We start from the raw sequence: 23,602 nt of genomic DNA, 5'->3' as shown, positions 1-23,602 counted from the left end.
CCTACAGGAGTGTTGCAGCGATGTTGCTGCCGCGCCTGGCTAGAGAAACCACAGTCTTCTATCGGCGATTGGAGTGTCTGAATGACCGCCCTGGCCTCAGAGCCTGCAGGTCGTGACGCATCGGACAACGCTTCTTATTTCCCCTTGTCATCGGCACAGCTAGGGATCTGGAACGCGCAGCACATCGCACCCGGGGTACCACTCACCGTGGCGCAGTACGTCGATATTCGCGGGGAGTTCGATGCGGACGTCCTGAACCTGGCGATGCGCCGGTGCGCGGTCGATCTGCAGAGCATGCGGCTACGGATCGCGGAGGTGGCCGGGAGCCCCTGCCAGCTGGTCGGGCCGGACCTGCCGATCGAGGTCGCCCGCCACGACTTCCGGGACTGTGATGATCCGCGTGCGGCGGCCATGGCCTGGATGCGGCAGGACGTCACCGTGCCGATCCCGGTACAGGGGCAGCGGCTGTACGAGACGGCCATCCTGCAGGTGGGGGACCGGGAGTACCTCTGGTTCGCCAAGATGCACCACATCGCCATCGACGGGTACGGCGCCATGCTGCTCGTCGCGCGCATCGCTGAGCACTACACCGCCATCGTGGGCAATACCGCGCCGAGCCCGTCCGCGGCCTACGATCTGCACTCCATCTACGAATCCGATTGCACCTACCGCAATTCCGAGGATTTCACCCGCGACCGCGAATTCTGGCGCGACCGCCTCGGCGGACTCAGTTCCGCCACCAGCCTGAGTGACCGCTACGGCGCCGCGGGCGCGCACCGGCACATCGAGAGCGGCCCGCTGGACCCGGATTCCACGGCCGGCATGGCCGCGGTCCGTGAGCGCTTCGGCGCCTCCCGCCCCGCCCTGCTGACCGCCGGTGTGGCCGCCTATCTGGCCGCCCTGACCGGGAACCGCGAGGTCACGCTCAGCCTGCCGGTGACCGCCCGCACCACCCGCGAACTGCGTATGTCGGCCGGCTACGTCTCCAATGTGGTGCCGCTGCGCATCACCGTCGAGCCCGGCGCCAGCGTGGCCGAACTGGTCAGCCAGGTGGACGCGCGCATCCGGGAAGCGCTGCAGCACCAGCGGTACCGGCACGAGGACATGCAGCGCGACCGCGGCGGCGTCGGCAATCACCGCGACTTCTTCGGCCCCGTCGTCAATTTCATGCTGTTCCACAACGGTATTCGCTTCGGCGACTCCGACGCGACCATGCACCTGCTGTCCACCGGACCGGTCGAGGACCTGTCGATCAATGTCTACAACGCCTCCGGTGACGGCGAGCTGTTCGTGGACTTCCTCGCCAACCCGGACCGCTACACGGCCGGTGAAGTGCGCGATCACCACCGCCGCTTTCTCGGCTACCTGGGCGAATTCCTGACTGTCGCGGGTGATTCCCGGCTCTCGGAGCTGAGCGTCACCACCGCCGCCGAGCGTGCACTGCTGCTGCGGGATTGGGCGCTCACGCCCGGCGAGGCCGCCGCGCCGCAGCGGACGCTGGCCGAGATGTTCACCGACGCGGCCACGGCACACGCCGATGCGAAGGCCGTGAGCTGCAACGGGGAAGCGCTGAGCTACCGCGAACTGAACACGCGCGTGGATCTGCTCGCCCACCGGCTGGTCGCGCACGGCGTCGGCCCCGAAACGCTGGTCGCCGTGGCGCTCGAGCGGTCGATCGACCTGGTGGTCGCCCTGCTGGCGGTGATCAAGGCCGGTGGCGGGTATCTCCCGATCGATCCGAGCTATCCGCTCGATCGCATCGAGTACATGCTCGAAGACGCGCGCCCGTCGTGCGTGATCACCTCGGCCGCGCTGAAGCTGGCCCTGCCGCAGCAGCTTCCGGTGGTCGACATCGAATCCGTCGACTGGACCGCATCGGCGCGGGCGTTCACCGCCGCCGACCGGCTCGCGGTGCTGGAGCCGCACAATATCGCCTACGTCATCTACACCTCGGGCTCGACCGGCCGCCCGAAGGGCGTGCAGATCCCGCACCGCAATGTCGCGCTGCTGTTTGCGAACACGGCCTCGCACTTCGGCTTCGGATCCGGCGATGTCTGGACCCTGTTCCACTCCTACGCCTTCGACTTCTCGGTCTGGGAGCTGTGGGGGCCGCTGCTGCACGGCGGCACCCTGGTCGTCGTCGACTACGAGACCTCCCGCGCGCCGGAGCTGTTCCTGGAGATGCTGCGCCGGGAACGAGTGACGGTACTGAACCAGACCCCGTCGGCGTTCTACCAGCTCATCGACGCCGATCGGGTGGCCGCGGCCGAGCTGCCGCCACTGGCGCTGCGGTACATCGTCTTCGGTGGTGAGGCGCTGGATCCGCGCCGACTACAGGACTGGTACGGCCGGCACGACGATGCCGCGCCGCGCCTGATCAATATGTACGGCATCACCGAGACCACGGTGCACGTCAGCTATCGGGCGCTCGACCGGTCGGCGGCGGAAGTCGGCGGCGGTGGCATCGGCCGGGCCATTCCGGGGCTCGGAATTCTCGTGCTGGACAACCGGTTGCGTCCCGCGCCGATCGGCGTGACCGGTGAAATCTATGTCTGTGGTGAACAGCTCGCACGCGGTTACCTGGGCCGTCCCGGCCTGACCTCGGCCCGCTTCGTGGCCGACCCGTTCGGCCAGGACGGCGAAAGGCTGTACCGCTCGGGCGATCTGGGCCGCTGGACGGCCGCCGGCGAACTCGAGTACTTCGGCCGCGCCGACGATCAGGTCAAGATTCGCGGCTTCCGCATCGAGTTGGGCGAGATCGAGGCCGCACTGCTCGCTGCCGGCCCCGTCCGGCAGGTCGCGGTGATCACCCGCGACAGCGCCGCGGGCGAATCCCGACTGGTGGCCTACCTGGTCGCCGAAGCCGGAGCAGCGCTGGACACCGCGGCTTTGCGTGCCGTGGTGGCGCAGCGGCTCCCGGAGTACATGGTGCCCGCGGCCTTCGTCGTGCTCGACGCGCTGCCGCTGACCGTCAACGGCAAACTGGACCGCCGCGCCCTGCCCGAGCCGATCGCGGAGACCGCCGTGTACCGCGCACCGGGTAGCCCGGTCGAATGCGCTGTGGCACAGGCCGTTGCCGAGGTGCTCGAGCTGCCGCGGGTCGGCCTGGACGACGGCTTCTTCGCCCTGGGCGGCGACTCCCTGAGCGCCACCCGCGTGGCGGCCCGCATCGGCGACGCACTCGACACCACGGTGCCGGTGCGCCTGGTATTCGAGGAGCCGACCGTGGCTGGGCTGGCCGGCCGGGTGGCCGCGCTGGTACCGGAATCCGGTCGCCCCCGCCTGACGGCGCGGCCGCGCACGAACCGAATCCCGTTGTCCCCGGCCCAGCTCCGGCTGTGGTTCATCAACCGCTACGACCACAGCGCCGCCACTTACAACATTCCGTTCGCCGTGCACATGCGCGGCGACCTCGACACCGCGGCCCTGCGCGCCGCCGTCGCCGATATCGTCGCCCGGCACGAACCGTTGCGCACCGTCTTCCCGGACGGGATCGACGGACCGCATCAGCACATCCTGGACCCGGAGACGGCCACACCCGCCCTGGACCCGATCGACGTCCCGGCCGCCGATCTCGCGGCCCGCCTGCACGGCGTGGCCGCCGGCGGTTTCGAGCTGACGACCGAGACCCCGCTGCGAATGGCGCTGCTGCGCACCGATTCCCAGCATCATGTCCTGGCCGTGGTCATCCACCACATCGCCGCGGACGGCTGGTCGCTCGTGCCGCTGTTGCGTGATCTCTCGCAGGCGTATCAGGCCCGCCGCACCGGGCAGGCTCCCGCGTGGGGCGAACTGCCCGTGCAGTACGCCGATTACAGCTGGTGGCAGACCGAACTGCTCGGTGAGGCAGCCGATCCCGGCAGTGTGCTGGCCGGGGAGCTGTCGTACTGGCGCGACCGGCTGGCGGACCTGCCGGAGGAACTCCCGCTGCCCTACGACCGGAAACGTCCGGCGGTGCAGTCCTTCCGCGGCGCCAAGGTCGGCGTCGCGATCGAAGCCGGGGTGCACGCGCGACTGCTGGGCGTCGCCCGCTCGGCGGACGCCACGCTGTTCATGGCCGTGCACGCGGCCTTCGCGACCCTGCTGGCCCGGCTGTCCGGCGAATCCGATATCGCCGTCGGCACCCCGGTGGCGGGCCGCGGTGAGCGTGAGCTCGACGACCTGATCGGCATGTTCGTCAATACCGTCGTCTTCCGCGCCCGCGTCGACGGCGGGGAATCCTTCCGCGCCTTGCTCGCGGCCCAGCGCGAACACGACCTGGCGGCCTTCGCCCATGGGAGACTGCCGTTCGAGCGACTGGTGGAAGAGCTGAACCCGGCGCGCTCCACCGCCCGGCATCCGCTGGTGCAGATCGGCTTCTCGTTCCAGAACCTGGTCCAGCCCGAGGTCGAGCTGCCCGGTCTGACCGTGTCCGGCAGTGAGATCGAGACCGGCGTGGCCCAGTTCGACCTGCAACTGGTGCTCACCGACCACTACGACGCGACAGGCGCGCCCGCCGGCATCACCGGCCATTTCGTCTATGCGACAGATCTTTTCGACGAGCAGACCGTCACGAGCCTCGCGGATCGCTTCACCCGCGTACTGCGTGACGCCGCCCAGCGACCGGAGGTTCCGGTCGGCGATCTCGCCGTGCTGGACGCTGCCGAACTGACCCGAATCCTGCACGACTGGAACGACACCCGTCATCCGATCGACGGACAGCCGACCCTGGCGAGCCTGTTCACCGCGCAGGCCGCGCGGACCCCGTCGGCGGTAGCGGTGGTGGCCGACTCGGCCGCCGGTGTACTGGAACTGACCTACCAGGAGTTCGCCGAGCGCGTGAACCGCCTGGCCCGGCACCTGATCCGGCTCGGCGTGGGCCCGGAGGTCCGGGTCGCGCTGGCCATGCGCCGCTCGCCGCAGCTGCTGGTGGGCATGTACGCGGTCACCGTCGCGGGCGGCGTCTACATCCCGCTCGACCCGGAACAGCCCGCCGAGCGCCTGGCCCACATCCTGGGCACCGCCGCACCCTGCTGCGTCCTCACCACGGACGCGGATGCGGCCGCGGTGCCCGCGGTATCCGTCCCGGTGGTGGACATCGACGCGCTGGATGCGAATCTGCCGTCCGCCCCGGTACTCGACAGCGAGCGGCTCGCCCCGCTCGATCCCGGGCACACCGCCTACATCATCTTCACCTCCGGCTCCACCGGCCGCCCCAAGGGCGTGGCGGTGCCGCATCGCGCCGTGGTGAACCAATTGCTCTGGAAGACGGCGGCGTTCGGTCTCGGTAGCGAGGACGCCGTGCTGTTGAAGACGGCGGCCACCTTCGACCTGTCGGTCTGGGAGTTCTATTCGGCCATGCTGAGCGGCGGCCGCACCGTGGTGGCCACGCCCGACGGCCACCGGGATCCCGCCTATCTCGCGAATCTCATTGCCGAGCAGCGAGTCTCGGTGCTGCACCTGGTGCCCTCGATGCTCACCGCCCTGCTCGCCGAGCGGGCGGAGCTGTCGCGCAGCCTGCGCCTGGTGCTCGCCATCGGTGAGGCACTGCCGGTGGCCACCGCGCAGCGCTTCCGGCGGGCCAACCCGGCCGCGGAGCTGTGGAACCTCTACGGCCCCACCGAGGCCGCGGTCTCGGCGACAGCACACCGGGTCGACGCCGCGGATGCTGTCTCCAATCCCATCGGCAAGCCCGAATGGAACACCCGGGCCTACGTGCTGGACGCGCGATTGCAGCCCGTCGCGCCCGGCGTAGTGGGCGAGCTCTACCTCTCGGGAACCCAGCTGGCCCGCGGCTATTTCGCGAACCCCGCGCTCACCGCGGACCGTTTCGTGGCCGACCCGTTCGACCCGGCCGGCGCGCGCATGTACCGCAGCGGTGACCTCGCCACCTGGAACACGACCGGGGAACTGGAATACCACGGGCGCACCGACTTCCAGGTCAAGATGCGCGGCTTCCGCATCGAGCTCGGCGATATCGAATACGCGCTGCTCGCCCACGAGAATGTGGAGACGGCCGTGGTGGTCGCGTCCGGCGACGACGGGCGTGGTGACCGGCTGGTCGGCTATGTGGTGCCCGCACCCGGACGGACCATCGACGCGGATGCCCTGCGCGCGTGGCTGTTCGGCGCGATCCCCGCGTACATGGTGCCGGCCGTTCTCATGGTGCTGCCCGAACTGCCGACCACCGCGACCGGCAAGGTGGACCGCCGGGCGCTGCCCGAGCCGGTCTTCCAGGCCGGCGTCTACCGCGAACCGGTGACCCAGACCGAACGCGTCGTCGCGGAGATCTTCGCCGAGGTGCTCGGCGTGGACCGGGTCGGCTTGGACGACGATTTCTTTGCCCGCGGCGGCAATTCGCTGCTCGCGGCCAAGGTGGCGACCCGCTTGGGCGCCGCCCTGGACACCCAGGTCGGGGTGCGGGCGCTGTTCGAGGCGGGGACGGTGGCCGGGCTCGCGCGCCTGGCCGATCCGCTCGCCGGCGCGGGCGCGCTGCCCGCCCTGGTGGCGGCGCCGCGTCCCGCGCGGATTCCGTTGTCGGTGGCCCAGCAGCGGCTGTGGTTCCTGAACCGCCTGGATGTGAACTCCGCCGCCTACAACATCGCCATCGGCCTGCGCATGTCGGGCACCTTGGATCGGGAGGCCTTGCGGGCGGCCCTGTCCGATGTGGTCGCCCGCCACGAGGTGCTGCGCACGGTCTTCCCCGAGGATGCCGACGGCCCGGAACAGCGAGTGGTGCCGGAAGCCGCGGCGCACGTGCCGTTCATCGATATCGTCTCGGGCCCGTCGACGGCCGAGACCGATGCCGCCGACTTCGCCTGCAGCGGTTTCGATCTCACCGCGGAGCTGCCGATCCGGGTGGCGCTGCTGCGCATCACCGCAGAGGAACACCTGCTGGTCCTGGTGATCCACCACATCGCCGCGGACGGCTGGTCGCTGACGCCGCTGGCCCGCGACCTCACCGTGGCCTACGAATCCCGGTGCACCGGTGCGGCTCCCGCGTGGACGCCGCTCCCGGTGCAGTACGCCGACTTCAGCCTGTGGCAGCACGATGTGCTCGGCCGGGAATCGGATCCGTCCAGCGTCGCCGCCCGGCAGCTGGCATATTGGACCGAGCAGCTGGCGGATCTGCCGGAATGCCTCGAGCTGCCGACCGATCGGCCGCGACCGGTGACCGCCTCGCATCGTGGCGCGACCGTGCGCACCCGCGTGCCGGCCGCCTCGCACTCGGCCGTCACCGCACTCGCACAACGGCACGGCGCCACCGTCTTCATGGTGCTGCACACCGTGCTCGCCGGTGTACTGGCCCGCCTGGCGACCACCGCGGACGTGGCGATCGGCACGCCCATCGCCGGGCGTTCGGAACAGCGCCTCGACGATCTCGTCGGCATGTTCGTGGGCACGCTCGTGCTGCGCACGGCGGTCGACGGGAACACCCCGTTCGACGCACTGCTGTGCGCGGTGCGCGATACCGACCTCGACGCCTTCGCGCACGCCGATCTGCCGTTCGAGCGGCTGGTCGATGTGCTGCGGCCGATCCGCTCGGCCGCGCATCACCCGCTCTACCAGGTGATGATGTCGGTGCACAACGAAGTCCCCGCGGCCGTCGCGCTGCCGGGCCTGCGCACCGCCGAGGCGACCGCGCTCGACACCGGGGTGGCGCGCTGGGATCTGCAGTTCACCTTCATCGAAACCCGCTCGGGCGCAGGCGATCCGGACGGCATCGAGCTGAGCCTGACCTACGCCACCGAGCTGTTCGAGGAATCGACGGCCACCGCGCTGCTGGGACGGTTCGTGGGCCTGCTCACCGCCGCGCTGGCCGAACCGGCTGCCGCACTGGGCGATCTGCCGCTGCTGACCGCCGCCGAGCTCGCCGAGCACGCGGCGACGACCGGTGCGATCGGCGGCCCGGCCGCCACGTTGCCGGAGATCTTCGCCGCCGCGGCCGTCGATCCGGAGCGCCCCGCATTGCGTTTCCGCGGCCGTGCGCTCACCTACGGGGAGCTGGACAGCTCCGGCAACCGGCTGGCCCGCCTGCTCATCGAGGAGGGTGTGGGCCCGGAGTCGGTTGTCGCACTGGGCATCCCGCGTTCGATCGAATCGGTGAGCGCGGTGGTCGCGGTCGCCAAGACCGGTGCGGCCTTCCTGCCGGTCGATCCGGCTTACCCCGAGCATCGCAAACGGCAGATGCTCGCCGATTCCGGTGTGCTGGTTGGCCTTACCGTGCGCGCCTGTGTGCGGGATCTGCCGCAGGACGTGCGGTGGATCTGCCTCGATGATCCGGCTGTGGGGGAGCAGTGTGCCCGCTTCCCGGACGGTCCGGTGACCGATGCGGATCGGCGTGCGCCACTCTCGCTCGCGCATCCGGCCTACCTCATCTACACCTCCGGCTCGACCGGCGTCCCCAAGGGCGTCACGGTGACCCAACGCGGTCTGGCGGATTTCGCCCGGGAACTCACCCGCCGGGTCGGCCCGGGAAGCGATTCCCGTACCTTGCATTTCGCCTCGCCGAGCTTCGACGCGTCGGTGCTGGAGCTGCTGCTCACCTGGCAGTCCGGCGCCACCATGGTGATTGCTCCGGCCGATGTCTTCGGCGGTGACGAACTGGCCGAGCTCATCGAACGCGAACGGGTGACCCATGCGTTCCTGACCCCGGCCGCAGTGGCCAGCATCGATGCGCGCCGCTGGCCGTTGCCGGGGTTGAAGGGGCTCGCCGTGGGTGGTGAGGCGCTCGGCGCCGACCTGCTCGAGCGATGGGCAGCAGGACGCGTGCTGTGCAATGCCTACGGTCCCTCGGAAGCGACTGTCGCCGTGGCCATCTCGGATGCCCTGGCACCGGAAGGCCCGGTGGTGCTCGGCCGCCCGATTCGCGGCGCGAGCCTGGCCGTGCTGGACGGCCGATTGCGTCCCGTCCCGACCGGCGTGGTCGGCGAGCTCTACATCGCGGGTCCCGGTGTGGCCCGCGGTTATCGCGGGCGCCCGGGCCTCACGGCGGAGCGATTCCTCGCCGCCCCCTTCGGCGGCGTGGGTGCCCGCATGTACCGCACCGGTGACCTGGTGCGCTGGAACGCAGATGGTGAACTCGTCTTCGTCGGCCGCGGCGATGATCAGGTCAAGGTGCGTGGCTTCCGCATCGAACTCGGCGAGATCACCGCGGTGATCTCGGCGCTGGCGGGAATCCGGTTCGTGCACAGCGAGATCCGCCGCGACGAGGCCGAGCGCGCGCAGATCGTGGCCTACGTACTGCCGGAACACAGCGGTGAACTGGACGCCTCCGCCATCCGCGCGCACGTCGCGGACCGCCTGCCGGGCTACATGGTGCCCACCGCCGTCGTCGAACTGTCCTCGATCCCGTTGACGCCCAGCGGAAAACTGGATCGCCGCGCCCTCGCGGAACCGGACTGGGCTATCGCGCGCTCCGGCCGTGAACCCGCCACTCCGACCGAGACGATGATCGCCCGCATCATGGCGGAGGTCATCGGCCTCGAGCGAGTGTGCGCGGATCACGACTTCTTCGAACTGGGCGGCAACTCCCTGCTGGCGACCCAGGTGGTATCCCGCATCGCACTCGCCTCCGGTCGCCGCCCGGCGGTGCGCGAGGTGTTCGAGCACCCGACGCCCGAACGCCTGGCCCGCCTCGTGGACGCCTCGGAGGCAGCGGAATTCGCGGCCCGCCCGGTGCTGGCCGGGACCCGGCGACCGGCCCGGGTGACGCTGTCGTCCGTGCAGCGCCGGCTGTGGTTCCTCAATCAGATGGAGCCCGCGTCCGGGGCCTACAACATCCCGGCCGTCCTGCGGCTGCGCGGTGAGCTGAATACCCGTGCGCTGCAGGCCGCGCTGACCGATGTGGTCACCCGGCACGAGATCCTGCGCACCGTGTACCCGCAGGACGCGCACGGCCCGCACCAGGTGATCGTGCCCGCCCACGAGCTGGCCTTCGACCTGTCGCAGATCGAGGTGAGCCCGCTCGAGGTGGACTACCACATCGAGGTCTCGGCGGCCGGCGGGTTCGACCTGACCTCCGAAATCCCGCTCCGCGCAGAGCTGTTGCGGACCGGGAACGAAGAGTACTTCCTGGTCCTCATCGCCCATCACATCGCCCTGGACGGCAGCTCGCTGGCCCCGCTGGCCGCCGATCTGTCCGCGGCGTACCAGGCGCGGGTACTCGGCGTCACGCCGCGGTGGACCCCGCTGCCGGTGCAGTACGCCGATTTCACCGTCTGGCAGCAGGAGCTGCTCGGCGACGAGAGCGATCCGGAAAGCCTGGCGGCCAGGGAATTGCGGTTCTGGCGCTCCCGGCTGGCCGGTCTGCCGGAATGCCTGGACCTGCCCGCGGACCGTCCGCGTCCGGCGCGTGCCTCGCATACCGGCGCCACCGTGCGGGCCCGCGTGGACGGCGAATTGCGCACGCGGCTGGCCGAATTCGCGCGCTCGCACGATGCGTCGGAGTTCATGGTGCTGCACGGCGTGCTCGCGGTCATGCTGGCCCGGCTCAGCGGCACCGGCGACATCGCCGTGGGCACCCCGCTGGCCGCCCGTTCCGAGCCCGAGCTCGAGCCGCTGGTCGGCGCCTTCGTCGGCACCCTGGTGCTGCGCACGGCCGTCGACGGTGACGCGTCGTTCACCCGATTGCTGCGGGAGGTCCGCGAGACCGATCTGGCGGCCTTCGCGCACTCGGATCTGCCCTTCGAGCGGTTGGTGGAGGTGCTGAACCCGCGTCGCTCCACCGCGCATCACCCGCTGTTCCAGGTGAGCCTGTCGCTGGACAACTTCGCCGCCCCGGCCACCGGGATCCCCGGACTGGATATCGTCATCCAGTCCTTCGATGCCGCGGTCGCGCAGTTCGATCTGCAGTTCTCCTTCGGCCGCGCACCGGCGATCCGGGACCAGGCCGACGGGCTCGAACTGTGCCTGACCTATGCGACCGATCTGTTCGACGAGTCCACCGCACTGCGGCTGGTCCGCCGCTACCTGCGGGTGCTCGATGCCGTGATCGGCGCGCCGGAAACCCAGGTGGGGGATCTCGATATCCTCACCGCCGAGGAAGCCCGGACCCTCTGCCCGGTCCGGGGCGAAGCCTGCGATCTCGTGCTCACCCTGCCTGAGCTCATTGCCCAGGCGAGCGCGCGCGGCGACCGGGTCGCGGTCGTGGCGGACGGCCGGGAACTGACCTACCGCGAACTCGACGAATGGTCGAACCGCCTGGCGCACCGGCTGATCGCCGCGGGCGCCGCACCCGGCGTGGTGGTCGCGCTCGGCATGGAACGCTCACTGGAATCGGTGGTGGCCACCGCGGCCATCGCCAAGACCGGCGCGGCCTTCCTGCCCATCGACGTCCGGCATCCGGCCGATCGCATCCGGCACATGCTGACCGACTCGGGCGCCTGCCTGGGCGTCACCACGGCCGGTGACCGCGATCGGCTGCCCGCCGACCTGGCGGTGGAATGGCATCTGGCAGATGCGCCGGGTGTCACGGAATCCACTGCCGCCGTGCGTGATTCGGATCGCTTGCGCGCGCTGCACGTCGATGATGTCGCTTACGTCATCTACACCTCCGGCTCCACCGGCGTGCCGAAGGGCGTCGCGGCCACCCATCGCGGCCTCGCCGCGTTCGCGGTGGAACAGCGCATCCGCTACGGCATCGACGCCGAGTGCCGCACACTGCATTTCGCCTCGCCGAGCTTCGACGCCTCGGTGCTGGAACTGCTGCTGGCCTGGAGCTGCGGCGCCCGCATGGTGGTCGTCTCGCCGGAGGTCTACGGCGGCGACGAACTGGCCGCGGTGATCGAGAACGAACACATCACCCACGCCTTCCTCACCCCCGCCGCCCTGGCCAGCATCGACAGCGAACGCTGGCCGCTGCCCCGGGTCCGGTGCCTGATCGTCGGCGGTGAGGCGGTGAGCACCGACCTGGTGGCCCGCTGGGCCGTCGGACGCCGGATGCACAATGCCTACGGACCCTCGGAAGCGACTGTCGCACCGGTGATCTCGCAGGCGCTGACCGCTACCGGCCCGGTGGTGCTGGGCCGCCCGATCCGCGGCGCGGCCGTCATGGTCCTGGATGCCCGGCTGCGTCCGGTGCCCATGGGCGTGGCGGGCGAACTGTACGTGGCCGGTGCGGGTCTGGCGCGCGGCTATGTCGACCGCATCGGCCTGACCGCACAGCGATTCGTCGCGGACCCGCACGGCGACCGGCCCGGTGAGCGCATGTACCGCACCGGTGACCTGGTGCGGTGGACCGCGAACGGCGAGCTCATGTTCGTCGGCCGCAGTGACGATCAGGTCAAGGTGCGCGGTTTCCGCATCGAACCGGGCGAGATCACCGCGGTGATCACCGGCCTGGCCGGAATTCGCTTCGCGCACACCGAGATCCGGCACGACACCGCCGGAACCGCCCGCATCGTCAGCTATGTGGTGCCCGCCGACGGCGCCGAAGTAGAGCAGCGGGCGATCTGCGAGTACGCCGCCACCCGCCTGCCCGCGTACATGGTGCCCAGCGCCGTGGTGGCGCTGACCGAGATCCCGCTCTCGCCCAGCGGCAAACTGGATCGGCGGGCCCTGCCCGAACCGGTCTGGGGGCCGTCCGAGGGCGGCCGCGAACCCGAGACCGCCGGCGAGATCCTGGTGGCCGCGGCCATGGCCGAGGTCATCGGCTGCGAACGGGTCGGGGCCGATCACGACTTCTTCGAACTGGGCGGCACCTCCCTGGCCGCCACCCGGCTGGTCGCACACCTCGCGGCCGCGACCGGTCATCAGCTGGGCGTGCGCGCGGTCTTCGAACAGCCCACCCCGGAGGGCTTGGCGCGACTGCTGGATGTCGCACTGGCCCAGGGCGATTCCGATCGCCCCGAACTGGTGACGGGCCGCCGGCCGCAGCGGGTGCCGCTCTCGCCCGCACAGCAGCGACTGTGGTTCCTGAACCGCTTCGATGCCGGATCCGGCGCGTACAACATCCCGATCGCGCTGCGCCTGCGCGGTGAACTCGACATCGACGCGCTGCGCACGGCGCTCGCCGATGTCATCGCCAGGCACGAAGTCCTGCACACGATCTTCCCGCAGGACGCCACGGGACCGCACCAGGTGATCGTCGGCCTCGACGCCGCCACGCCCACCATGCCGCTCATCACGGTGACCGAGACCGAACTGGGGGAGCGGCTGCGGAACCTGGCCGCCGCCGGGTTCGACCTCGCGGTCGATCCGCCGTTGCGGGCGGAACTGCTGCGCCTGCACCGCGACGATCATGTGCTCGCGGTGGTCGTGCACCACATTGCCGCCGACGGCGGCTCGGCCGGGCCGCTGGCCGCGGATCTCGCCGCCGCCTATGCCGCCCGCTGCACCGGCAAGCGCCCGCACTGGGCCGAATTGCCGGTCCAGTACGCCGATTTCAGCGTCTGGCAGCAACGCCTGCTCGGCGATGAGACCGATCCGGAGAGCATGGCCGCGCGGCAACTGGCCTACTGGCGCGAGACCCTCGCCGGTCTGCCGGAATGCCTGGAACTGCCCGCCGATCGCCCGCGCCCCGAGGTGCGCTCGCACGAAGGCGGCACGGTCGCACTGCAATTGGACGCGGCCTCGCACGCGGCCCTGAACCGGCTCGCCCGCGAGCACGATTCGTCCCTGTTCATGGTGCTGCACGCCGTGCTCGCCGTACTGCTGGCCCGATTGAGCAGCACCGGTGACGTGGCCGTGGGCACCCCGATCTCCGGGCGCGGCGATGCCCGGCTGCACGCGCTGATCGGAATGTTCGCGGGGACACTGGTATTGCGCACCGAGGTGGATCGGTCCCGCTCGTTCACCGAGCTGCTGACCGCCGTGCGGGAAGGCGATCTGGATGCCTTCGCCAATGCCGATGTGCCCTTCGAACGCCTGGTGGAGGCGCTGTCACCGCAACGGTCGACCGCGCATCACCCGCTGTTCCAGGTCATGCTCTCGGTGCACGACTCGGCGCCGCGGCCGCCCGCACTGGACGGCCTGGCGGTATCGGTGCAGGACATCGGATCCGAGGTCGCCAAGTTCGACCTGCAGTTCACCTTCACCGAATGCCATTCCGCGCAGGGCGATCCCGACGGTCTCGCCATGGTCCTGACCTACGCCACCGATATGTTCGACGCCGGTACGGCCGAACGCCTGGCCGCACGGTTCGGACGCCTGCTGGCCGGACTGTCCGGGCACCCGCACCTGCCGGTCGGCGACGCGGATCTGCTCACCGAACCCGAGCGCGCGGCGCTGGCCCCGGCCCGCGGACCGGTCGGCTCGGTGCCCGCCACCCTGTCCGAACTGTTCGCCGCCGCCGTGGTGGAACCCGAACGGATCGCACTGGTTTCGGCGGGTGGCTCGCTCACCTACGGTGAACTCGACGAACGGTCGAACCGGGTGGCACGGGCGCTCATGGACGCGGGCGTCGGCCCCGGCGATACGGTCGCGCTGGGTCTCGCTCGCTCCCTGGAATCCGTGCTCGCCACGGTGGCGGTGACCAAGACCGGCGCCGCCTTCGTCCCGGTCGATCTGCGCTACCCGGCCGAACGGATCCGGCACATCGTCGCGGATTCCGGTGCGCGCATGGGCATCAGCCTGCCCGCCGAGATCCCGGCGCTGCCCGAGAATCTGGACTGGCTCGCGCTGCCGGACCTCGAGCTGTTCGAATCCGATGCGGCGGTGACCGATTCGGATCGGACCCGGCCGCTCTCGCCGGATCAGGTGGCCTACCTGATCTACACCTCGGGCTCGACGGGCCTGCCCAAGGGCGTGTCCGTCACCCATCGCGGCCTGGCCGGCTTCGCCGCCGATCAGCGCACCCGCTACCGGGGGGATTCCAGCAGCCGCACCTTGCATTTCGCCTCACCCAGCTTCGACGCGGCGGTGCTGGAACTGCTGCTGGCCTGGGGGTCCGGTGCGACCATGGTGATCGTGCCGCCGGACGTCTACGGCGGTGACGAGCTCGCGAGCCTGCTCGAACGCGAGCGCGTGAGCCATGCGTTCGTGACCCCGGCCGCACTGGCCACCATCGACGTGCAACGCCGGCCGCTGCCCGCACTGCAATACCTGTCGGTGGGCGGTGAGGCGGTGGGCGCGGAACTGGTGGCGCGCTGGGCTCCCGGCCGCAACCTCTTCATCGGCTACGGGCCGACCGAGACGACGATCATGAGCGCCATCTCGGAACGGCTCACCGAACACGGGCCGGTGGTGCTCGGCGGACCCATCCGCGGCACCTCCGTCGTCGTCCTCGACGAACGGCTGCAACCCGTCCCGACCGGAGTGGACGGCGACCTGTACATCGGCGGCGACGGCCTGGCCCGCGGCTACCACCGCCGGCCCGGCCTGACCTCGCATCGCTTCGTGGCCAACCCCTTCGGCACCGGCGCCGGCGAACGCATGTACCGCACCGGCGATGTGGTGCGCTGGAACCCGGCCGGTGAACTGGTGTTCGTCGGCCGCAGCGACGATCAGGTGAAGGTGCGCGGCTTCCGCATCGAACTGGGCGAGATCACCGCGGTGGTCTCCGCACAGCCGGGAATCCGCTTCGCGCACACCGAAGTTCGCAACGATCCGGGCGATCGGGCGGCACTGGTCTGCTACGTGCTGGCCGAAGCCGGTGACTCGGCCCCGCTGGCCGGCCTGAGGTCCGCGGTGGCGGCCCGGGTGCCCGCGCACATGGTGCCCTCGGTCTTCGTGCCACTGGACTCGATCCCGTTGACGCCCAATGGCAAGCTGGATCGCCGGGCACTGCCGGAACCCGTCTGGGCGAGCGAAACCGTCGGGCGCGCACCCGCCACACCCAATGAGAAGCTCGTCGCCACCGTCATGGCCGAGGTGCTCGGGCGCGAGATCGGCGCCGAGGACGGGTTCTTCGAATGCGGCGGCACCTCGCTGACCGCCACCCAGGTGGTGGCCCGCATTGCCGAGGCCTCCGGTCAGGACCTGCCGGTGCGCGCGGTGTTCGAACACCCGACACCCGAGGGAATCGCCCTGCTGCTGGATCGTTCCCAGGGCACGGCGGCCACCCGCGCGCCGCTGGTGGCCGGGCCGCGCCCGGATCGCATTCCGCTCTCGCTCGCGCAGCAGCGGTTGTGGTTCCTCAACCGGTTCGACACCGCCTCGGGCGCATACAACATCGCCATCGGCCTGAAGCTGTCCGGGCGTCTGTACCCGGAGGCGGTGGAGGCCGCGCTCGGCGATGTCGTCGCCCGGCACGAGGTGCTGCGCACCGTATTCGCCGAGGACGCGGCGGGACCGCATCAGGTGGTGCGGCCCGAGTCCGGCGCGGTGGTGCCGTTCGTGCGGATCGTCTCCAGCACGGCCTCCCTGCACGCGGACGCGGCCGATTTCGCCGGTACCGGATTCGATCTCACCGCGGAGCTACCCCTGCGGGCGGCGCTGCTGGCCGTGACGCCGGAAGAGCACGTGCTGGTGATCGTCATCCACCACATCGCGGCCGACGGCTGGTCCATGACCCCGCTCGCCCGGGATTTCGTGACCGCCTACGAGGCGCGGCGCACCGGCCTCGCCCCCGGCTGGGCGGCACTGCCGGTCCAGTACGCGGATTTCAGTGTGTGGCAACGGGATCTGCTCGGCGACGAGCACGATGCGGACAGTGTCGCGGCACAACAGCTCGACTACTGGCGCACCCGCCTGGCGGGCCTGCCGGAATGCCTCGAACTGCCCGCGGACCATCCGCGCCCGGCGGTGGCCACCCACCGGGCGGCCTCGGACCCCGTGCGCATCGAGCCCGAACTGCACCGGCGGCTCGCGGAATTCGCGCGATCCCGGGATGTCAGCGTGTTCATGGTGCTGCACGCCGTGCTGGCCGTGCTCACCGCGCGCATCACCGGAACGGGCGATATCGCGATCGGCACCGCCGTCGCCGGGCGCGGTGCGAGCGCGCTCGACGACCTGGTCGGCATGTTCGTGGGAACCCTGGTGCTGCGCACCGGAATCGACGGCGACGCGAGCTTCGCGCAGCTGCTCGACGAGGTGCGCGATACCGATCTGAATGCCTTCGCCAATGCCGACCTGCCGTTCGAGCGGCTGGTGGAGGTGCTCAACCCAGTCCGATCCACCGCGCATCACCCGCTGTTCCAGGTGAGCATGTCGCTGACGAATATGGGCCAGCCCACCATCCGGCTGCCCGAGCTGACGGTCGAGAACTTCCCGGTCGATCCCGGCCTGGCCAAGTGCGATCTGCAGTTCACCTTCACCGAAACGCAGACCGCGCACGGTGATCCGGCGGGCGTCGAGATGTCCCTCACCTACGCCCTGGACCTGTTCGAGGCGCGGACCGCGGAGCTCATGAGCCGCCGGTTCGTGCGCTTGCTGGACGGCCTGCTCGCCGATCCGCAGGCGCCGGTGGGCGATGCCGAACTGCTCAGCGGCTGGGAGCGTTCGGTATTGGCTCCGGCGCGGGGCACGCTGGCGGCGCCGGCCATCACCTTGCCGGAGCTGTTCGTCTGTGCCGCCGCGACTCCGGGGCATCCGGCCCTGATGTCGGGGACGCGGGTGCTGACCTATCGCGAGCTCGACGCGTGGTCGAATCGGCTGGCGCGCAGGCTGATCGGTCAGGGTGTCGGCCCCGGCACGGTGGTCGCGCTGGGGCTGTCGCGTTCGGTGGAGTCCGTGGTGGGCACCATCGCCATCGCCAAGACCGGCGCCGCCTTCCTGCCGGTGGACATCCGTCACCCCGCAGACCGCATCCGGCACATGCTCAGTGATTCCGGAGCGCGGCTCGGGCTGACCGACGATCGCGACAGCGCCGCGCTGCCGGCCGATCTCGGGATCGACTGGATGCCGGTGGCGTGCGCCGACACCGAGTGCGCGGACCCGATCCGGGACGCCGATCGGACTCGCACGTTGCGCGTGGACGATCTCGCGTACGTCATCTACACCTCCGGATCGACCGGCATCCCCAAGGGCGTGGCCGTCACGCACCGCGGGCTGCTGAATTGCGCCGAGGTGCAACGCATTCGATTCGCGGTCGGCGCGGCCTGCCGCACCCTGCACCTGGCGTCGCCGAGCTTCGACGTGTCGGTGCTGGAACTGCTGCTCACCTGGAGTGCGGGCACGACCATGGTCATCGTGCCCACCGAGATCTACGGTGGCGACGAGCTCGCGGAACTCATCGATCGGCACGAGGTGACGCACGCGATCATCACCCCCGCGGCGCTCGCCAGCATCGATGCGTCCCGTTGGCCGCTGCCGCGCCTGCGCACCCTGATCGTCGGCGGTGAAGCCTTCGACCGGGAACTGGTCGAACAGTGGAGCCGCGGCCACTCCATCGTGAACGGCTACGGTCCCTCCGAGGGGACGATCGCGACGACGTTCTCCGAACCCATGGATCCGGAGCGGCCGATCGTGCTGGGCCGTCCGATGCGCGGCGTCACGTCGGTCGTGCTGGACGCGCGCCTGCGCCCGGTTCCGGCCGGTGTGGTCGGCGAACTCTATGTCGGCGGAATCGGTCTCGCGCAGGGTTATCACAACCGGCCCGCCATGACGACCGGCCGCTTCATCGCCAACCCGTTCGGCGGCCCCGGGGAGCGGATGTACCGGACCGGCGACCTGGTGCGCTGGAACGCCGACGGCGACCTCGTCTTCGTCGGCCGCGTCGACGATCAGGTGAAGCTGCGCGGCTTCCGTATCGAGCTGGGCGAGATCTCGGCCGTGGTGTCGGCGTGCGCGGGAGTTCGGTTCGCGCACACCGAGATCCGCAATGACACCGCGGGCAGCGGCCGGATCGTCTGCTACGTGGTGGCCGATGACGGCGCGGGCTTCCGGGAAGCGGACCTGCGCGAGACCGCGGGACAGCGACTGCCCTCGCACATGGTGCCGTCGATCTTCGTCACGCTGGAATCGATTCCCTTGACGCCCAACGGCAAACTGGATCGGCGCGCACTGCCGGAACCGGCGTGGCCCGCACCCGGCAGCGGCCGGGCGCCGAGCACACCGTCCGAGCAGCTGGTGGCGGCGGCCATGGCCGAGGTGGTCGGGCTCGATCAGGTGTTCGCCGACCACAGTTTCTTCGAACTGGGCGGCAACTCGCTCTCGGCCACCCGGCTCATCGGGCGTATCAATGCCGCGGCCGGCTGCCGGTTGCAGGTTCGTGCGGTGTTCGAGCACCCGACGCCGGAAAGTCTGGCCGTGGAACTCGATCGGGAACTCTCCGAGGGCCGGCCGCACCGGCCCGCGCTGCTGGCGCGGACCCGGCCGGAACGAATTCCGTTGTCCGCGGCGCAACAGCGGCTGTGGCTGCTGAACCGCTTCGACACCGCGAGCGGGGTGTACAACATCCCGATGGTGCTGCGCCTGCGCGGCGAACTGGATGTCACCGCGTTGCGGGCGGCGTTCAGCGATGTGGTGGCCCGGCACGAATCCCTGCGCACCGTGTTCCCGTACGATGCCGAGGGACCGCATCAGGTGATCTCGGCGCCGGATTCGGCGGTGCTGCCGCTGGTCGAGCTGACCGCGGCCGACGGCGCCGAATACATCCGGAGCTTCGCGACCGAGGGATTCGATGTGGCACAGGAGATTCCGGTGCGTGCCCGGCTGCTGCGGCTCGACGCGCAGGAGCATGTGCTCGCGCTGGTCGTGCACCACATCATCGCGGACGGGGCGTCGGTGGCGCCGCTGGCCGCCGATATCGCGGTCGCCTATGCGGCACGTTGCGCCGGGGCCGCGCCCGAATGGTCGCCGCTGCCGGTCCAGTACGCCGACTTCAGCGTCTGGCAGCACGATGTGCTGGGCAGCGATACCGATCCCGACAGCATCGCCGCACGCCAATTGAGTTACTGGACAGAGAAATTGGCGGCGCTGCCGGATGTGCTGTCACTGCCGTCCGATCGGCCGCGCCCGGCGGTGCCCTCGCATCGCGGTGCCACGGTCCAGCACTCGATCTCCGCCGAATCGGTTGCGGCACTGGGCGAACTGGCCCGCAGCCGCGGCGTCAGCACGTTCATGGTGTTGCATGCCGTGCTGGCGGTGCTGCTGGCCCGGCTGAGCGGGGTCACCGATATCGCCATCGGCACGCCGATCGGCGGCCGGACAGACCCGCAGCTGGAGCGACTGGTCGGCATGTTCGTCGGCACCCTGGTGCTGCGCACGCCGGTCCTGCCCGGAAGTTCGTTCGCCGAGCTGCTGGACGCGGTCCGGGAGACGGATCTGGATGCCTTCGCGCACTCCGACATTCCGTTCGAGCGGCTCGTGGACGTGCTGGAACCGGCCCGCTCGGCGGCGTATCACCCGCTGTTCCAGGTGATGCTGTCCGTGCACGGCTCGGTGCCGCAGCTGCCCGGCCTGGCCGGGCTGGAAGTGATCGCCGAGGACGCCGAGGTCCCGGTCGCGAAGTTCGATCTGCAGTTCACGCTCAGCGAAACCACCGGGCCGCACGGTGATCCGGCGGGCATGGAGCTGTCGGTCACCTATGCGACCGACCTCTTCGACGCCACGTCCGCCGAACAGCTCGGACAGCGATTCGTGCGCATTCTCGAGGCCGTCGTGGCCCGGCCGGCCGTACCGGTCGGCGATATCGAATTGCTCGACGCCGCCGAACTGCGCACGCTCGCCCCGGTGCGCGGACCGGAATCGGTGCCGACGGCCACCTTCCCCGAGGTGTTCGCCGCCGCCGTGGCCACCGCGCCGGACGGGATCGCGGTCCGGGACTCGGTGGTGGAGATGAGCTACGACCAGCTCGACCGGGTCACCAACCGCTTGGCCCGGGCCCTGCTGGAACTCGGAGTCGGACCGGAATCGACCGTGGCGGTGAGTATTCCGCGATCGGTCAACTCGGTCCGGGCGGTGCTGGCGGTGCTCAAGACCGGCGCGGCCTTCGTGCCGGTCGACCCGGGATATCCCGCCGACCGGCAGCGGCACATGCTCAGTGATTCGGGCGCCGCGGTCGGCCTCACGCTGACCGCCTGCCGGTCCGCATTGCCGGACGGTCAGCCGTGGCTGTCCCTCGACGATGTGGAGTTCGCGGCACAGGTGCGGACACTCGCGGATACTCCGATCCGTGAAGACGAGCGGGGCCGGGTGTCACCGGCACAACCGGCGTATCTGATCTACACCTCGGGTTCCACCGGTCTGCCCAAGGGCGTCACCGTCACCCACGCGGGTCTCGCGAACTTCACCGCGGAGCTCGTCGCACGATGCGGCGTCACCACGCGCTCGCGCGTATTGCATTTCGCCTCACCGAGTTTCGACGCGGCGATCCTGGAACTGCTGATGGGTCTCGGCGCCGCCGCGACCGCGGTGCTCGCCGACACCTCGGTGTACGGCGGCGATGCCCTGCGCGATCTGCTGCGCCGGGAACGGATCACCCACGCCTTCGTGACGCCGGCCGCGCTCGCGACCGTCGCCCCCGGCGGGCTCGGGGATCTCGAGGTGATCATGGTCGGCGGTGACCGGACCGGGCCGGAATTGGTGCGGCGCTGGGCCGGAACCGCGGACGCCCCGCAGCGGACCATGCTCAATGCGTACGGTCCGTCCGAGGCCACGGTAGCCGCCACCATCAGTTCGCCGCTGCGGTCCGGGCTGCCGGTCACGATCGGCGCGCCGTTGCGCGGATTCGCGGTGGCGGTGCTGGATTCGCGGCTGCGGCCGGTACCGGTGGGCGTGCCCGGCGAGCTGTACCTGGCGGGCGCGGCGCTGGCGCGCGGCTATCACCGCCGGGCCGGGCTCACCGCCGAACGGTTCGTGGCGAATCCGCTCGGCGGGCCGGGGGAGTGCATGTACCGCACCGGTGACCTGGTGCGCTGGGTGCGGCGCGAGGCGCGGCTGGAACTGGAATACCTGGGCCGCGGCGATACCCAGGTGAAGATCCGCGGTTTCCGGATCGAGCTCAGCGAGATCGACGCGGCGCTGGTCTCGCATCCGGAGGTGACGGCAGCGACGACCACCGGTCACGAGATGGACAGCGGGGCAACGATTCTCGCCTCGTATGTGTGCTGCTCGGACGGCGCCGTGACCTCGGCGTCCGACCTGCGGCAGCATGTGGCCGCGCGGGTGCCGGGCTATATGGTGCCGCAGTCGATCACGGTGCTGGACGAGTGGCCACTGACCCCCGCGGGCAAGCTGGACCGGGCCGCGCTGCCCGCTCCCGCGCTGCTGCCCGCGGCCCGGCGCCGGGCGCCCGCCAACCCGATCGAGGCCGCGGTGTGCGCGGTGTTCGCCGAGGTGCTCGGGCTCGAATCGGTCGGTGCGGACGACAGTTTCTTCGAGCTCGGCGGCAATTCGCTGCTGGCCACGAAACTGGTTGCCGGACTGCGGGACCAGCACGGCGTCGACGTCCCCATGCAGGCGCTGTTCCTGGACCCGACGCCCGCCGGGGTCGCCGCCCGGCTCGCGGACACCTCCGGGGACAAGAGCGTCATCGAGTCGGCCTTCGACACGGTGCTGCCGATCCGCCCGCAGGGCAGCCTGGCGCCGCTGTTCTGCGTGCACTCGGTAAGTGGCGTGGCATGGAGTTACACCGGGCTGCTGCCGTATCTCGAACCGGAACGACCGGTGTACGGTCTGCAATTGCCGCACCTGACCGAGGACACCACCGGGCTCGGCACCATCGAGCAGCTCGCCGGGCGCTACATCAGCGAGCTGAAAGCTGTTCAGCCGCAAGGGCCTTACCATCTGCTGGGCTGGTCGCTGGGCGGGCTCATCGCCTACGAGATGGCGGCACAGCTGACCCGGGCGGGGGAGCGGGTGGACCTGCTGGCCATGCTGGACAGCCGGATCCTCGCCGACGAACCCGAGCTCGCCGACGCCAGCACCGGTGAACTGCTGGCCGCGCTGCTGGGCGATGCCGCGCTGGCCGCCGAGAACGTCTCCGCGGCCCGGGCAGCCGAACTGCTGCACGAACACCAGGGACCGTTCGGCGCGCTGACCGCGGCCCACGTGGAGCGGTTGTACGCCGGATATCTGGCGGGCACCAGCATGGGTTACCGGTTCCGGCCCGGGAAGTACGCGGGTGACCTGCTGTACTTCACCGCCACCGTGCAGGACACCCCCGCCCAGGCGAGCGCGCGGCCGCAACCCATTCCGGGCGCCGGCCCGTGGCGGCGCTGCGTGCTCGGCGAGGTGCAGGAACGCTTCGTCGCCTGCTCGCACGTGGATATGGGCTCACCCGAGGCGCTGGCCGAGATCGCCGTCGTGCTGCGCGGATATCTGGACCGGTCGGCCCGCCGCGGCAAGGCCGATGCGCACGTCCACCGCTCGAACACCTCCACCACAACAGGAAGGACCAAGCAGTGAGCAGCACCAACCCGTTCGACGATGAGGACGGCCGCTTCAAGGTGCTCGTCAACGACGAGGGCCAGCATTCGCTGTGGCCCGATTTCGCACCCGTCCCCGGCGGGTGGCATATGGTCTTCGAAGGCGCCAAGCCGAGCTGTCTCGACTACGTCGAACGGCACTGGGTGGACATGCGTCCACAGAGCCTGATCGAGCAGACCGCCACGGGCGCGACACGCCGGGGTCGGCTTGCCGCGGAGTAGTCGTGGCGGCACTGTAATCCGTTCGGGCGCAAGGGACTACGGCAGCTGGAACGCCGTGGTCCCGGGGCGCCGCCGGATGTCCGATGGTCTCGCCCCCGTGTCTTGTATTGTCTGTCCAGATCGACTTCTTTCCGGCTCACCGGTTCCACCAG

2 protein-coding genes are annotated in these 23,602 nt (G+C 70.4%); both read left to right on the top strand.

The genetic code is table 11. The features are described 5' to 3' along the window. Positions 1-81: 81 nt before the first annotated feature. Entirely contained in the window at positions 82-23,208 is a 23,127-nt protein-coding gene (locus ACH438_RS32315) for a non-ribosomal peptide synthase/polyketide synthase (RefSeq protein ID WP_397012153.1), read from the top strand. Beyond that, the gene (locus ACH438_RS32310; RefSeq protein ID WP_397012151.1) at positions 23,205-23,450 is read left to right on the top strand and encodes an MbtH family protein; all 246 of its coding nucleotides are present in this window, start codon (positions 23,205-23,207) and stop codon (positions 23,448-23,450) included. The genes ACH438_RS32315 and ACH438_RS32310 overlap by 4 nt, the downstream gene beginning before the upstream one ends. Positions 23,451-23,602 lie beyond the last annotated feature (152 nt).

This window comes from Nocardia sp. NPDC020380, from assembly GCF_044386975.1.
Taxonomy (GTDB): Bacteria; Actinomycetota; Actinomycetes; order Mycobacteriales; family Mycobacteriaceae; genus Nocardia.
Note: the sequence above shows the minus strand (reverse complement) of the source record. Positions and strands in the feature narration are given on the sequence as shown.

Excerpts from the sequence above, each read along its gene's own strand:
- ACH438_RS32315 (WP_397012153.1), top strand. The coding sequence starts at position 82 with ATGACCGCCCTGGCCTCAGAGCCTGCAGGTCGTGACGCATCGGACAAC.